The sequence below is a fragment of the Mycoplasma anserisalpingitidis genome (assembly GCF_007858495.1).
GTDB classification, from domain to species: Bacteria; Bacillota_I; Bacilli_A; order Mycoplasmatales; family Metamycoplasmataceae; genus Mycoplasmopsis; species Mycoplasmopsis anserisalpingitidis_A.
In genome coordinates this window covers 300,883-316,000 of the sequence record NZ_CP041663.1, presented here as the reverse complement: position 1 = coordinate 316,000, position 15,118 = coordinate 300,883, and the positions used below count along the sequence as shown (strand labels likewise).

Here is a 15,118-nt window from a genome sequence, read left to right as displayed (position 1 = left end):
TATGGATAAAAAGATAATATTTATTTCACAAAACAATAATCAAATTTCTTTTGATTCTGATGAAATTTACTCTTGTACTCAATTAGACGATAATTGAATTAAAATTTCTTCTCCCTCTGTAGCAAGCTATAAAAAAACATTTCTTAAAATAAAAACAAATAATAAAGAAACTTATTATTTCATATTAAATAATGTTTTTATTGAAAATATTAATGAAAACATTTTGGTTCACTATTATGGTAAGTTTTCTCAATATATTTTTGATAAATACATTGAGAAAAAATTAATGCTCTCATACAAAGAAAAAATAAGTGAATTAAATAATAAAATAAAATATTTTGAATCATTAAAATCGCTTAATATATCTACAAACACATTTGAGAAAATAAAAACATTTAAGGATGAATTGTACTTATATAAAGCTTTATTTGATTTTCAACTTAAACTAGTTTATGAAAGGGAGAATAATGAAAAATAGATTATCGTGACTATTGCTTACTATTTCAACTTCTGCCCTTCCATTAATCACTTTATCAGCAACTTCAGAAAATAATAGTTCTAATAATGGTGGAACAGTCAGCCCAGATTTTGATAAATTTAAGGATATAACAAAAAAGAGAATTAATGATTTTCTTAATTCAGTAATTGATAAAAAAATTGAGGAATACAAAGTTAGATCTCGTAATTTATTATCAGAAATAGACAATAATGGAGAAAACTTTGCTCAAAAAATCATCGAGAGTTTATATATGCAATACTTAAGTAATTTCTTAAGCAAAAATAAAGATGATATTTTGAGTAATTATCTTTCTAAAGGTATTGTTATTGTTTATCCTAGAATTATTTCTGAAAATAAAGTCCTTAGTGAAGCAAATATTGACTTTAATGGTGAATCATACCCTGAGGTTAAAATTGCTGATAGTAATGAATTTAATTATGAATATTTAATTGATGATCCAGAAATAAATAGAGAAATTAGTATAAGAAATATTGTTAACTCTAATAAACTTGAAGATATTAATAGTAAAAACGATAAATATTTTAGCGAACTTGAAGCTGACTTTGATAGATATTTTGCTAATAAAGAAGATTTTCCTAAGCTAGATCTTCAAAGTGTTATTGATAAAGATGGAACAGTAAGTATAGATAAAAACCCCGAAACAAATATTTTGGAATTAACTGTACCTAAAAATTACCAAGATTGAGATGACTATATTATTAGAAAAATAAAACCTAGATTTACTGCATATGACTTAAGGAAAAATAAAGAAATTGAAAAAGAAGACATTAGTGATGAAGAACAACCAGAAGAAGAACCTATTTTACCAGTTATTCCTGATATTGTTCCACCTAGTGTAACTGATGTTGAAACTAATGTTGATCCTTATGATGCTAAAATTGGTCAAGAAAATGTTGGTAGATTCAACCCTTATGTAAATTATGAATATTATGACTCGATTAATTTAACTGATTCAGCAACTAAATTTTCAGAAAACGTTGATGATTTAAATAAGTTCTTTTACTTTAATAACCCAATTAATACTAGATATGAATATAAAGTTATTAAACTAAAAAATGTTAATGAAAGACTTTATGCTGATGTTAGAATTAAAGATTTAGTAAATAACAAAGAAATAATTTACGAAAATTCTGAAGTAAAAAAAGAACTAACTAAGAAAAAAACTATTTTGGAACAAATAAAAATTGATACAGTTAATGAAATTTATCTAAAATTTTACGAAAGTCTTGGTTTAAATAAAAAGATAGATCTTAAAAAATTAGGTAACACAAAAATTTTATCTAACACAGTATTTAATATGATTTTTGAATCAATTAGAATTTATAGTGACACTAAATTTACTAAAGAAGTTAATTCTATTATTAGTGATTATTTAATTAAATATAAAGATTTAAGTTCGGATGCGCTTTATGAAAAATTTGGTAAAGATAAAAATAGTGATTTCAGACACGATATTAAATATTTATTACTCAGTTCACATTTTAACTCTTACATCAATAAAATAAATTTCTGAAATTATCTCTCAAGAGCATATCAAGAATTATTCAATGAATATGTGTCATTTATAAATACTAACAAAGAAGTTATTCTTCATAATATTGACTTAATTATCATTAAAAATGATAAGAATAATTCACAAAAAACTTTAGATAAAGAAAAAATAGAAAAAGTTATTCGTGCCTTAAATAAAGATATTAACTATCTTTTTGGAGTTATTAATATTTCTAATCCAGCAGAAATTATCGATGAATATGAAGAATATCTTTCACAAGTCAAAAGAGTTCAAAATCAATTCAGAAATCTTGCCACAGTAACTTCTATAACTAAAAAATTAACAACAGAAGATTTAAGTACAAGTGAAAATATACTTGAAAGATTTACTGAAGCATTCAGAAATTTAGATATTAATCCTGTAAAGCAACCTAAATCTGACTTAATTTTAATCAGAGTTTTAGGTTATGTAATTCTTGGAGTTGGAGTTTTACTTACAACAATTACTTCAGCACTTCAAATATTTAAAAATAGAACAAACAAAAAATCAAGTTCAAAGATTAAAGCTAGTTTAATGCTATCTTGACTAGTTAGCGCGCTAATGATAGTAACATCAATCATATTGATTTTAATAGGAAATGGAGGATTATAATATGGCTAATAAAATTCAAATTAAAGCAATTTTTGACTATATTATAGAGTTAAATGGTGATCACAATTTCACTCAAAATGAACGTCTAACACTAGAAAAAGATAAAAGTGTTAAAGCGTTAGTTATTTCAGCTTCTGAAAATAAAGCATTTTGTATTGTTAATGTTGAACCGTCAGAACTTAAAATTGAAGATGAGTTTATTTTGAGTGATGAAAGTAATTTAGTAAAAACTTCAAAAAAATTCTTTGGAAAAATAATTGACATTGAAAATAATATTGTTTATCCAGCAACAACTAAAGAAACTGTTGAATTCATGGAGCATCAATCAAATATCTTTAATAAACCAAATGACTTGATGAGTTACAAATCATTAAATCAACAGCTTAATACTGGTTATATTTCAGTTGATTTACTTGTTCCAATTGGTAAAGGACAACGTGAGTTAATCATAGGTGATCGTAAAACAGGAAAAACTTTTATTGCATTAAACACTATTATTAACCAAAAAAATAAAAATGTTAAATGTATTTATGCAGCAATAGGCACCCAACACTCACAACTTTCGACAGTATATAAATTACTTGAACAAAACGATGCTTTAGAACAAACTATAATAATTAAGGCTGATTCTGATCGTCCTTATGATCAATATTTACTTCCTTATGTTGCTATGGCGCATGCTGAGAACTTAAGTTATGAAGATGATGTATTAATTATTTTTGATGATCTAACTACTCATGCAAATATTTATCGTGAAATAGCTTTATTGACAAACAAACCTGTTGGTAAAGAAGCATTCCCTGGAGATATGTTTTATGCTCATTCACGTTTACTTGAAAGAAGTGGTAATTTTACAAATAGAAAAAGTATTACAGCACTTCCAATTCTACAAACTGTTGATAACGACATCACTTCATTGATTTCTTCAAATATAATTAGTATAACTGATGGACAAATAGTAACTAATAGTGAAATATTTGCTTCAGGAAAATATCCAGCAGTAGATATAGACTTGTCAGTTTCACGTATTGGTGGTATGGTTCAAAGTAAAGAAATCGCTAAAGTAGCTTCAAAAATAGGAAAAATTTATAAAGCATATAGAAGACAAACAAAACTTTCATCACTTAAATATGACTTAAATGAGCAAACAAATAATTTAATTAAAAATGGACTTTTAATTGAAGAGATGTTTAATCAAAAAGGTATTTCACTTTATTCTGAAGAAGATTTATTATTAAACTCTGATTTAATTTCTTGAAATTGTTTAACAGACGTTAAAGATGTACAATTAGCCTTAAGATTCTGTCAAGAATTAATCAAAGTAGATGAAAATGCTAGAAAAATATTTGAAAGTACTAAAAATACCAAAAATATTGATCCGCGTGTTTCTGAATTTTTCAAAAGTGCACTTAAACAATTAAGCAATAAGTTAGAACTAAATTGAAACATTAAAGTTCAAAATGAATTCATACCAATTAAAAAAGACATTTTAAATAATATTATTCAAAAGTTAGGAGTTAACAATGGCAGCGAAAATAACTAAGATTTGAACTGATGTAGTACAAATTAGTTTTTCTAATGAAGAACTTCCAAAAATTAATACTTTAATTCTAACTGAAGATAATCTAAACTATTTAATGGTAAAAAAAATACTTGATCAAAACAATCTTTTAGCAATGATTATTTATAATGAAACTCCATTTTATATAAATCAAAAAGTAAAATGTCTAAATAAATCATTTATGGTTCCAGTTGGGCAAAAAGCTAAAGGCCATGTATTTGATTTTAGTGGTAAATCATTAAATCACCCTGAGATCAAAGAATTTGATTTTGTTGAAATGGATTCAACTATTATTAAAAATCTTAACTATAAATATGAGCCAGAGATTTTAGAAACAGGAATTAAAGCTGTAGATTTCTTTATTCCAATTATCAAGGGTGCAAAAATTGGTATCTTTGGTGGAGCTGGGGTAGGAAAAACAGTTTTAATGAAAGAAATCATCTTTAATTTATCTAAAAATCAAGAAAAAACCAGTTCTATTTTTATTGGTTCTGGTGAACGTTCACGTGAAGCGATTGAACTTAAGAATGACCTAGAAGAATCTAATTTAATGAAGAATTCAACTCTTTATGTATCAAGAATGAACGAGTCAGCAGGTTCAAGAATGAGTATTGTTCCTATTGGTATAACTGCTGCTGAATATCTTAGAGATAATGAAAAAGAAAATGTATTGTTATTCATCGACAACATCTTCCGTTTTCTTCAAGCTGGTAATGAAATTTCAGCTTCACTTGATAAAAAACCTTCTCTTGGTGGATATCAATCGACATTAAATACTGAAATTTCTTCAGTTGAAAACAGAATTTTCGCAAATCAAAATGGAAACATCACTTCATTCCAAACAGTATTTTTACCTATGGATGATCTTTCTGAACCTTCTGCAGTCGCAATATTTAAGCACCTTGGCGGAAACTTAGTACTTTCACGTGAAGTAACTGCCAAAAATATCTTCCCTGCAATTGATCCGCTTGCATCTAGTTCAAGTAGTATTGATCCAATGATAATTGGTCAAAAACATTATGATGCAATTATAGAAACTAAAAAAATACTTCAAAGATATAAAGAACTCGAAGATGTTATTTTAATTTTGGGAATAGATGAACTTGATGATGAAAGTAAAGTCACGGTTAAAAAAGCACTTCAATTACAAAACTTTTTCTCACAATACTTTTTCATGACCGAACACTTTACTCATGAAAAAGGAGTATATGTAAAATTAGAAGATACTATCGATTCAGTTACAAGAATTATTAATGGTGAATTTAGTGGTGTTGAGCCTGAGAAATTCTTGTATATTTCGACAGTAAATGATTTATTAGAAACTAAATAATTAAATAAAATTATTTAATAAAGGAGTTATATGAGAAAAATAACTAAGAAAAAACTATTTTATCTAGGAATGTCTGCAATTGCATTTGTTGGTGTTTCTAGTGTTTTAACTATGGGAATTCACTCTCATAATCCTAAAAATAATGTTAATAAAAAGTTTGATACTTTAGGTGAAAGGTTGGATGGTAGTGATTCATCATTAAAAGATGATGTTTTAACTAGCGATAAAAATCTTTCAAATAGAGATAATAATTTACCTAAATTAGAAAAACCAGGTACAAATAATGAAGAACATGAAAATGAAAATAATAAAACTATTATTAAGTTTTTGTTAAACGATGAAAGTAAAACACAAATTGGTGAAACTATAGAACTTACAGAGGAAGAATTTGAGTCATTTAACTTAAAATTAAACGTTCCTGATGGTTATGAATTATTGAATAAAAATATAGAAATAGAAAAAAATAGCGAAAATTTAATTTTTATTAAAGAAATCGTAAAAGATTTAATTTACAAAACTACTTTAACATTCACATTTGATGAAAAAATCATCTCAAGTGAAGTTATAACAACAAAAAATGATGAAAAAATAATTCTTTCAAGATATATTCCTAGTGGTTATAAACTCGAAAATGATGATTTTGAAGTTATTGTTAATCAAGTAAATGAAATAAATTTAGTTAAGGTAGTTGAAAATCAACCAGAAAAAACTGAAGAAGAAAAACCCAAAGAAATCAAAACAATTCTAAAGTACTTTTATGAAGTTAATTTAATTAAAGAAATTGAAGTTAGTTCAAATATTAATGCAAAAATTAATGCTGGACAGTATTTACCTTATGGTTATGAATTGGTAGAAAGTTCAATTGATGTTATAATTGGTCAAACTAATTCAATTCAAGTGCAACCTATATCTGTTGAACCAACTGAACCAACTATTCCTGAAAATCCTGAGAGTGAAAATGAAATTTTTGATGATACTCTTATTAAAGAGGAAATGGTAACAACTAAATTAATTTACAAAGATAATCAATCTAAAGAAGTAGTTTTAGAAAAAACTATCGAAACTAAAAAAGGTGAATTGATTTTAGTTAGTTCTTATTTACCAGAAGGATATGAATTAATTGAACCTAATCAGTTAGCTATCCCTGGAATTGACAATGAAATTCTAGTAGTTAAAATCCAAAAGGAAACTATCAAAGTACTCGATACAATAATTAAATTTAATTACAATAATAAAACTATTGAAAGTAAAACGTTTAAGCTTTTAGAAAATTCTGAGCATACAATTAAAGATATCAATTATGTACCTCTTAATTACCATTTAGTTGATGAAACTATCAAAATTAAAGTAGGACAAGAAAATATCATCAATGTTGAACCAGATAAAGAAGAAATTAGATTAGTAACTACTACATTAATTTATCATGATAATAATGTTGAAGTATTGAAAAAAGTTATCGAAAAACCTGAAGGTGAAGTAATTGATTATAAAGAATATCTTCCTGAAGGATATGAATTTGTAAATCAAAGTTATTCAATTATTTATGGTAAAGAAAATAAAATTGCAATCCAACTTAAGAAAAAATTGGTTACAACTACCTTAGTTTTTAAAGAAGGTGATAAAGTTATAAGTGAAAAATCTATTAAAGGCAACGATGATGAAGTGATTATAGCTTCAAACTATTTACCAAATAATTACACTTTAGTTGATTCAAATGTTGCTGTCATTACTGGAAATAGAAACGAAATTGGCATTAAAAAAGTAGAAGAAATTCATCAAACAGTTTCAACTAAATTAATTTTTATTTTAGACGGAAGTGAAATTGGTTATAAATCAATTAGTTCATTAGATAATGCTATTATTAATGTTAATAATTATGTTCCGATTGGGTATAAGGCTAAAAATACTGAGCAAGTGATCAAAGTAGGAGAAACCAATAAAGTTGAAATTATTCAAAGTGCAATAATTAATCAAAATTCTCCTATGGGAATGATAATGATTAATTGAATAACTGAAGATGGAACTATATTAGATCCTTTTCAAAGATTTGAAAGAAGTGGTGACGAGATACCTGTAATACAATATATTCCTAATGGATATGAAGCATTTGACAGTAATGAAGCTAGAAAAGTAGTTATTGCAAATACAAATAAAAATGTTGCATTTGTTAAAATTAAGAAAAAACAAGAAGTTGTAATTTTACCTACACCTGAAGTTCAACCAGTAACTCCTGAAGAACCGGAGAAAACCGAGGAAGTTGAAAATACTCCTGCCCCAACGCCTAAACCAGAACCTACTCCAAAACCCGAAGATAGCAATTCTAATAGCGAAAAAATCATTAAAGACAAAACAAATATAGCTGGTAAACCTATTGATCCTAATTCAGTAAATGTGCCGGATGTCGAAAATCCTGATTGAAAAAAATATGAGAATTTAGATAAAAATAAAATTACTTCAGAAACGATAAAAGGTACTAAAGAATTAGTTAATACTTTATATACTGCAATAGGTAAAGACGGATTAAATGATGAAAAAGCTCTAAGAGATGCATTAGGTAAACAAGGTGTTCCATCGAATATTATTGAAAATTGAGTTGAATATACTAAAAATTACAGAACGAAATATCAAGAGCAAGGAAGAGATTTCTTACTTCATTTAAGACTTTGAATGGAAAATGTTAAAAAAGATATTGATAAATATGCTGAAAAAGGAATGGTTCCAAATTTAGATTTCTTGAATAGATTATATAGAAATGAATCAGGAGGAAAAACAACTTGATATGTTGAAGAAGGTGGCAGTTGAACATATCCAAATCCACTTGATAGTCCAGTAATCAAGAAAATTGTCGATCAAAATAGCACAAAACGTGTTATGAATTATGACACTTGATACTCTAGAGATCCTAAATCAATTCAAGAAGGAAATTTCCCTGGTTGAGATAAAAAGGATATCTCTAGTTCATACTCTTCTAGTTTATCAGGAAGTAGTAAAGTTTATAGTTACACTAAAGATGGTAAAAAACTTAACGTTCTTGAAGTTGATGTTAAAAATGTTGAGTCATATAAAAACTTCAAAAATGATATACAAAAACTTCAAGGTCAACTTTCAGGTGGAATTAATGGTATTGTAATAAGAAATATAGGTGGTTTTGGTGCTCCTTCAGATCTTAAAGATGTATTTAAAAGTTTACCAAGCACTGTTCAAAAACTCACATTATTCTTTGAAGGAAAAGATACTAGTTCACTTATTGCCTTAAAAGATAAACATATTAAAGAAATTGAATTATACACTTCTCAAAATGGTATTCTTGGTTTGGATAAAGATTGAGCAATTAATCCAAATGCCCTTAAAGGTGTTGATTTTGTACCTTATGATTATAATAATGATATTAATCCAAATAAAGTGGCTGATGGAGCGTTAAAAACTACATCTATTACTTTCCAAGTTCTTAAATTTGATGCTGAAGATAATATCACTACAATCAATCAAGGTTTAAAAATTGCTTTCCAAGATAAATATGATTTAAGAGTCTTCCAAGGGTATTGAGGTGAAGGGAGTTGAATCACTCATTTAGATTTTTCAAATGTTAAAGAAATTAGAAGTCTTAAAGATATGCAATTATATGGAAGAGTATTTTATGATTTAACATTATGAAATCCAGACGAGAAATTCGAGATAAAAACAAGTGATTTAGCTAGAACTCAATTCAGTGCTTTAATTGTAAAACACCCTAGTGACTATGGAAAATTCCATTTTAAAACTGAAAATAATTCAACTGTAGATACTCTATATATTTCAGGTAAAGCTTCTGATTTAGAACAAGGTTGAGGAACTCAATTAGCTGCTGTTATAAGTGCTGGAAGAAACATATTTAAGAAAATCAAAGTTGATGATCCTAATATGGTTTCATTAGTTGCGAGTTTTAATACATATGGTTGAAAAATTGAATAAATAAATTTTAGTGCGATTAATTCGCACTTTTATTCTTGTGTTTGCACTAAGTGTGCGAAATGCTGGATTTTATTAAATTCACATAAGAATTTTACATATACCTAGTTATTAAAAAATTTGAGTGGTGAAAAAATGTGTGGAGAAATTATTCTCTGCATTTTTTATTGATTTTGTTCAGAAAAAGAGAAAAGTCATCTAAAAATGACCCACAAAATTCAAAAATAAAGAATTTTAAATAAAAAACAAATGTAAACTAGGACACAAAAAGTTGATAAATAAATGTCAACTTTTTGTGTCCTAGTTTATTTTGTGTTATTTTTTTCATAATTTGATATTTTTATTACTCACTTACCTTTTTTCTTTGAACCTTCTCTAATTAAAATTGATTTAGTTTGTAGTGAAGATATTATTCTTTCAACCGTTCTACTTGAAAGACCTGTTAATTCTGAAAGCTTTAGTATTGTAATTTGTGAGTTGTTAGTAATGTAATTTAAAATTAATCTTTCATTATCCCTTAGGTTTAATAATGAATCATCAAAATAATTTGTTTTATTATTTTTTTCATTATTGTTAATTGAGTTTTCATCAAAATTTTCATTAATTTGAACATTACCATTTATATTAAAAGGAATAATACACTTTATTGAACTATTACCAATTTTAATTGATTCTTTTCCATAAACACTAATTATTTTAGGAACACCATGTCCTGTATGTTCAGCTAATCCTAAATCAATGAAAATTCTCATTAAACTTGGATTCCTTGGTCTACTAATCCCATCAAAAAATTCATCTTCACTTAATCCAGATATCAATCCACCGTGAGAAACAATTTCAATTCTATTACTGTAAAATGAAATTTGTGGAGTTCCAATTGTTCAATCATTATGGATAATTGCGTTTAAAATTGCTTCATTTACTGAATCCATATCAAAAAGTGGAGTCTCTATTCTAGGTCTAACAGTTGTATCTAAAAAATTTGTATTTAGTGATTTAAGTCTATTTATAAGATTTTTGTACGCTGTAATTATACAAACATTACCTACGTCAACTCTTTGCGAAATGGAGGTTTTATCAATTCCATTAAATTTAACAAAAACTAATGATAAATTGTTTTTATCTGCTAGTAATTCAGCAAGAAGATTGTATTGATTAAGTGAATTTCTTAATGAAATATTCTTTTCAAAAGTATTATTATTCAAATGCTTATTTTTCTCTTCATAATATATTTTAATACTAGAGAATGTTAAATTAGAATTTTCATTTCCCATTCTAATAATAAGATCATTATCAGCAAAACTTTTATGTATTCTTTGATTTATTTCTTGGAATGTTAATGGTATGCAAGTTGAACCAAGTCTCTTATAACAACCTTTTGAAGATAATCCATATTGTTTATCATAGTATATTTCTTCAGTTCCTTTTTTAATTATAATAAGTACACCAACTTTACCATTTTTGAGCTTATGTAATCTTGGAAATACTAAATTTGTGGGTTTGGGTTCTATTTTTGATACTATAATATCTGATATTTTTCTTAAGGTCTCATCATGATTTTCTATACCTACCTCTTCACCATTATCTTTTACACCTATTATTATTTCTCCACCAAGTGTATTTAAAAATGAGACAATTTCTTTAGTTAAATTATCATTCATTTTTTCTTTTAACTCCAAAATTTCTGATTCTATATAGGTATTATTAGTCATATTAATATTATAACAACATTTATATTTTTGTCGGTATAAATTTCTGTTTGAATGACGGTATATTTTTATTTTTGTCGGGTTAAATATCATTAATTTGCAAAATAACATTAAATTAATCAATTTCTGATAAAAAATCACAATAATTTAATTTTAAACCGTCATTTTAAATAGACATAATGTCGGTATATTTGTCGGTATAAATGACGGTATATTTTTATTCTTGTCGGATTAAAATCAGTTAATTTGTGTAAATAATACTGATTTAATCAATTTTTAACACAAAAATCACAATAATTCATTTTAAACCGTCATTTTAAATAGACATTTATTGGTTTATTTGCCGGTATAAATGACGTATAAAGTATTACTTAGTTATTTTTCTTAATGAATCTATTCTTGTCCTTTACCTGTTAGGAAGTATTCTTTTATGATGTTGGTGGTTAGTTCCTTATAAAATTAACATCAATTTTTATCTTTTTTGCTTTGGGTTTCTAAAATTGATTTAAGAATATTTTGTTCTATCTTTCGAGTATTTGATTCTTTTGAATATTTGTGAATTAAAAATTCAATAATTTCTTTAAATGATTTATCTAAAGAATTATTGAATATATTTAAATTTGTGTTGATATTATTCATTTTTGTTTTATTTATATGCTTAATTTATATTTACTAGACTAAAATTTCTTCAAATTCATTAAATTCTGTCGGAACATATTTATACAACGCATCTTTTGAACAAAACTCTTTAGCTTTCTTAATAACTAAATCATTAAATCACTCTCAATTAACTTTAATTTCTTCTCTTCCACTATTTTTAACAATTTCTTTAGCTAAATTTAGGAAATGTGATCTAAATGAATGTTCAATATTTTCTAGTACAAAATCTTTTTGATATTCAAATAGTGCACGTTTTAATAATTGGTCAAAGTTATCATAAGTTCTGTCAAATAAAATTTCATTGATTCTAGATTCCAATTCTGGAACTAGTTTAAAAATTTCATGTCTTCGTCTTAGTATATTTTTTGAAACTATTTCATCAACTAGTTCTTCTACAGATATTTTTTCATTTCATTTCTTGAATAATAAAAAACATTATTAAATGTTAAATGCCCTATATCTTCAATACCAGTAAATGCATTATCCTGTATTTTGCTTTCGTAATAATAAATAGCATAATCTATTTTGCTTAAAAAATCTTTTTGTTTCATTTTCTCCTTTTAAGACATCAACTTTAATTGTAAATCGAAACATTTACATAATTATTATGCTGTTATTTATGAAAATGAGAATTATAAAAAATAATTTTTATTTGAATTAATAAACAACTTCTCAACAAAATTTTGAGCATAGAATTATTTTAAGTATTTTCTATTTTTCACATTTCCATTTAATAATTATAAAATTTTTCACAATACTAAATATTCAAACATTTTTTATAAGTTGAAAGAGTATGTTAAATTAAATGATAATACTTCAATTATTAATTTACTTACTGAAATAGCAAGTGATGAAAATATAGATCTCAATAAACGAAATGAAATAATTAAGTTCATAAAAATTAATAGAAATGTTAAATATTTTTATTATCAAAATCGTACTGGTCAGTCTGAAACTAACATTGCTGTTATTAAAAGAAAACTTATTACTCAAACTAATAGAATTAGTATTGATGAAATTAAAATGAGAATTTTTAATTGAAATAACCAAGCTAAAGTAAATATAAGTTTTGTTCAATAACTATCTTTGTTTTCAATAAAAAATAAGGATTTCGAGTCCTTACATTTTTGATTTTCGATTTTTAGGTTAATGTTATATAATTTGATTAGCAATAAATCGTTTTATTAAATGTATTTATTTTTCCACACATTTTTTACCTGACCCAAACATTAAAATTGTTTGATAGTTTTCATTTATGTTACTAAGAGGTAAATACAAAGAAAAAATGTGTAGAGAACAACTTCTAAACACATTGTTTAATTAAATTTTAACTATTCTGGTATTCCGTTTTTATATACTTCTTCAGAGATGATTTTGCCAGTATCTTCATATCATTCAATAAATTTACCATGTTTAACACCCATTTTATATGATTGGATTGTAGCTTCGAAAGGTTTCCCGTCGTTGTGTTTACTGTCAAAAAAAGTATATCAAACACCATCGCGCATTCCTTCTTTTCATCTTCCTTGAGATTTGAAATTGCCGCTAGGGTATTTAGAAATTTCAATGCCTTCTTTTTTATTGTTAACTCAATTTACTGTAGTTTTTACTATATTTTGTCTACTTTTTGGATCATCGTAATATTCAATCATTTCGCCCTCAAGATCCCCATTTTCGTTGTACATCGAAGTCATTAGAGTGCTATTGTTTTGATCTTTTATGACCCTTTGGCCCTTTAATGTAAAAGTGTTAGTTTCTTTATTTCATTTAACGTTTAATTTATCTATTATAAATTTATCATCTGAAACATTATATTTAACCATGAACTGTTTTTTAGATTTATCAAATGAAACTATCATTTTTTATCTCCTTTGGTTTTTGAATACGATATCAATACTTTAATTGACGGTTAATAAAGAATCTTAAAACGAATGGAATGTTTTTAAATATGAAATTAATATATTTATCAATTATTGTGTTTCTATATTTTAATCTATAGAATTTATTATTTTTATCTTTATTAAATTCATTTTTAATATAGTATCTTTTCGCTAGGAAATGAGAGTAAAGAAATAAAGACATAATAATAGTACCTATAAAACAAAATAGTAAAATTAAAGATGTTACTAAATAAACTTTATGATATCCATATAAACTGTTCATAACGCATAAATAGATTATTTGATACAATAAACAACCAAAAGAAGTGACTAATAATATATTAATACATCATATAAAAAACTTAAAAAATCTCATACTTTTTAGTTGCTTTACTATACTTTCTCTTTCTTTATAAACTTTATCAAATAAAATATTATTATAGGTTGATAAACTTATACTATTTTTTGGTTTTTCTGGATAAGATTTGTTTTTGTTACTTATTAATTCAATAAGTTGAAGGGCTAATTTGTATTTTGAATATTCATATAGGTCAGAGATGATATTTTTATTATTTTTTCGTTCATATACTTCAACATATTTTGTTTTTAAGTTTAAAAGCAACTCATTATCATCAAGAATTGGCGAAACTTCATTCGAATAATCCAATGTTTTACTAGATTGTAAGTATCAATAAAAATTATTTTGGATATTATGGAATGTATCATCACTACTTTTTTGTTGAGATGAAATTGGTATTAAACCTCTTGAATTCATTAAATAAAAGTAGATTGTTGCATATATTTTGAAATTTTCTTCGGAGAAAAAATCATCCTTAAGTTTTTTAATACTTGATCAATATTCCTTTTGTTCATCTGTCGCTGAGGTTAGTTCCATATAGGTACAATTCATCTCGAAAATTTCTGCTGTAGACATGATATTTTTATCTTTTAATGAAAATTGAGTACTTGTGAATTTAAAAACATCAATAAATGAACCATTTTTTCTCTTTGGGGTTCAAATATTATTTAATTCATTTATATCTTCTTCGAATATGTCGTATTGTTCAATCTCTTTATATTCATTATTAAAGAATTGTTGATTTTTGTCCGTTCTTCATTCTGTTGTATTTTCTTTTATTTCATAGTACCTAAGATATGAATTTCCTGTTACTGGAGTTTCTAATCCATCTTCTTTTTTAAATTTGAAAGAATTTGCATTATTTTTCATTTTTATCTCCTACATTTATTATGGTAAATCAAAAATTATTACCATATTTATTATATATTTCTATGTATAATTCTCTATATATTATGAAATAGAAAAGTCATTTAACAATGCATTTTAATCAAAGTCCTTGAAGTACGTT

Annotated in this window: 12 protein-coding genes; 6 read left to right on the top strand and 6 right to left on the bottom strand. The window is 25.4% G+C overall.

Annotation, left to right across the window (positions count from 1 at the left end; all coding sequences use genetic code 4):
* Nucleotide 1 precedes the first annotated feature (1 nt).
* The 5 genes from FOY43_RS01185 to FOY43_RS01165 are packed head-to-tail and all read left to right on the top strand — an operon-like array spanning nucleotide 2 to nucleotide 9,505.
* On the top strand, nucleotides 2-478 hold the full coding sequence (locus tag FOY43_RS01185; protein WP_146308748.1) for an MSC_0621 family F1-like ATPase epsilon subunit: 477 nt from the start codon (nucleotides 2-4) through the stop codon (nucleotides 476-478).
* Nucleotides 468-2,663 carry an MSC_0620 family F1-like ATPase-associated subunit gene (locus FOY43_RS01180; protein ID WP_146308747.1) on the top strand — a complete coding sequence of 732 codons (2,196 nt, stop codon included), beginning with the start codon at nucleotides 468-470 and terminating at the stop codon, nucleotides 2,661-2,663. Before FOY43_RS01185 ends, FOY43_RS01180 begins: the two co-directional genes overlap by 11 nt.
* Before the next feature lies 1 nt (nucleotide 2,664).
* Entirely contained in the window at nucleotides 2,665-4,206 is a 1,542-nt protein-coding gene (locus FOY43_RS01175) for an MSC_0619 family F1-like ATPase alpha subunit (protein WP_146308746.1), read from the top strand.
* A complete protein-coding gene (locus tag FOY43_RS01170; protein ID WP_146308745.1) occupies nucleotides 4,187-5,554 on the top strand; it encodes an MSC_0618 family F1-like ATPase beta subunit in 1,368 nt (455 codons plus the stop codon). The genes FOY43_RS01175 and FOY43_RS01170 overlap by 20 nt, the downstream gene beginning before the upstream one ends.
* A 30-nt stretch (nucleotides 5,555-5,584) precedes the next feature.
* Nucleotides 5,585-9,505: a putative immunoglobulin-blocking virulence protein gene (locus tag FOY43_RS01165; protein WP_146308744.1), complete on the top strand. Its 3,921-nt coding sequence runs from the start codon at nucleotides 5,585-5,587 to the stop codon at nucleotides 9,503-9,505.
* A 302-nt stretch (nucleotides 9,506-9,807) separates the two neighbouring features.
* On the opposite strand, the gene FOY43_RS01160 is transcribed toward FOY43_RS01165, so the two are convergent.
* The 4 genes from FOY43_RS01160 to FOY43_RS03855 all read right to left on the bottom strand — a co-directional run bounded on the left by FOY43_RS01160 (nucleotide 9,808) and on the right by FOY43_RS03855 (nucleotide 12,422).
* Complete coding sequence (locus tag FOY43_RS01160; protein WP_146308743.1) at nucleotides 9,808-11,214, bottom strand: RNA-binding domain-containing protein; 1,407 nt, start codon at nucleotides 11,212-11,214, stop codon at nucleotides 9,808-9,810.
* A gap of 456 nt (nucleotides 11,215-11,670) precedes the next feature.
* Complete coding sequence (locus FOY43_RS01155; protein WP_146308742.1) at nucleotides 11,671-11,850, bottom strand: hypothetical protein; 180 nt, start codon at nucleotides 11,848-11,850, stop codon at nucleotides 11,671-11,673.
* A gap of 33 nt (nucleotides 11,851-11,883) precedes the next feature.
* Complete coding sequence (locus tag FOY43_RS01150) at nucleotides 11,884-12,189, bottom strand: hypothetical protein (protein WP_146308741.1); 306 nt, start codon at nucleotides 12,187-12,189, stop codon at nucleotides 11,884-11,886.
* Between the two features lie 74 nt (nucleotides 12,190-12,263).
* Nucleotides 12,264-12,422: a hypothetical protein gene (locus tag FOY43_RS03855; RefSeq protein ID WP_162847753.1), complete on the bottom strand. Its 159-nt coding sequence runs from the start codon at nucleotides 12,420-12,422 to the stop codon at nucleotides 12,264-12,266.
* Nucleotides 12,423-12,654: 232 nt separating this feature from the next.
* On the opposite strand from FOY43_RS03855, the gene FOY43_RS01145 reads away from it, so the two are divergent.
* Nucleotides 12,655-12,951: a hypothetical protein gene (locus FOY43_RS01145; protein ID WP_146308740.1), complete on the top strand. Its 297-nt coding sequence runs from the start codon at nucleotides 12,655-12,657 to the stop codon at nucleotides 12,949-12,951.
* Between the two features lie 251 nt (nucleotides 12,952-13,202).
* Here the strand turns inward: FOY43_RS01145 and FOY43_RS01140 are convergent, their stop codons facing one another.
* Nucleotides 13,203-13,730, bottom strand: a complete 528-nt coding sequence (locus tag FOY43_RS01140) for a toxin-antitoxin system YwqK family antitoxin (RefSeq protein ID WP_146308739.1) — start codon at nucleotides 13,728-13,730, stop codon at nucleotides 13,203-13,205.
* Nucleotides 13,711-14,979 carry an MFS transporter gene (locus tag FOY43_RS01135; RefSeq protein WP_146308738.1) on the bottom strand — a complete coding sequence of 423 codons (1,269 nt, stop codon included), beginning with the start codon at nucleotides 14,977-14,979 and terminating at the stop codon, nucleotides 13,711-13,713. Before FOY43_RS01135 ends, FOY43_RS01140 begins: the two co-directional genes overlap by 20 nt.
* Between the last annotated feature and the right edge of the window lie 139 nt (nucleotides 14,980-15,118).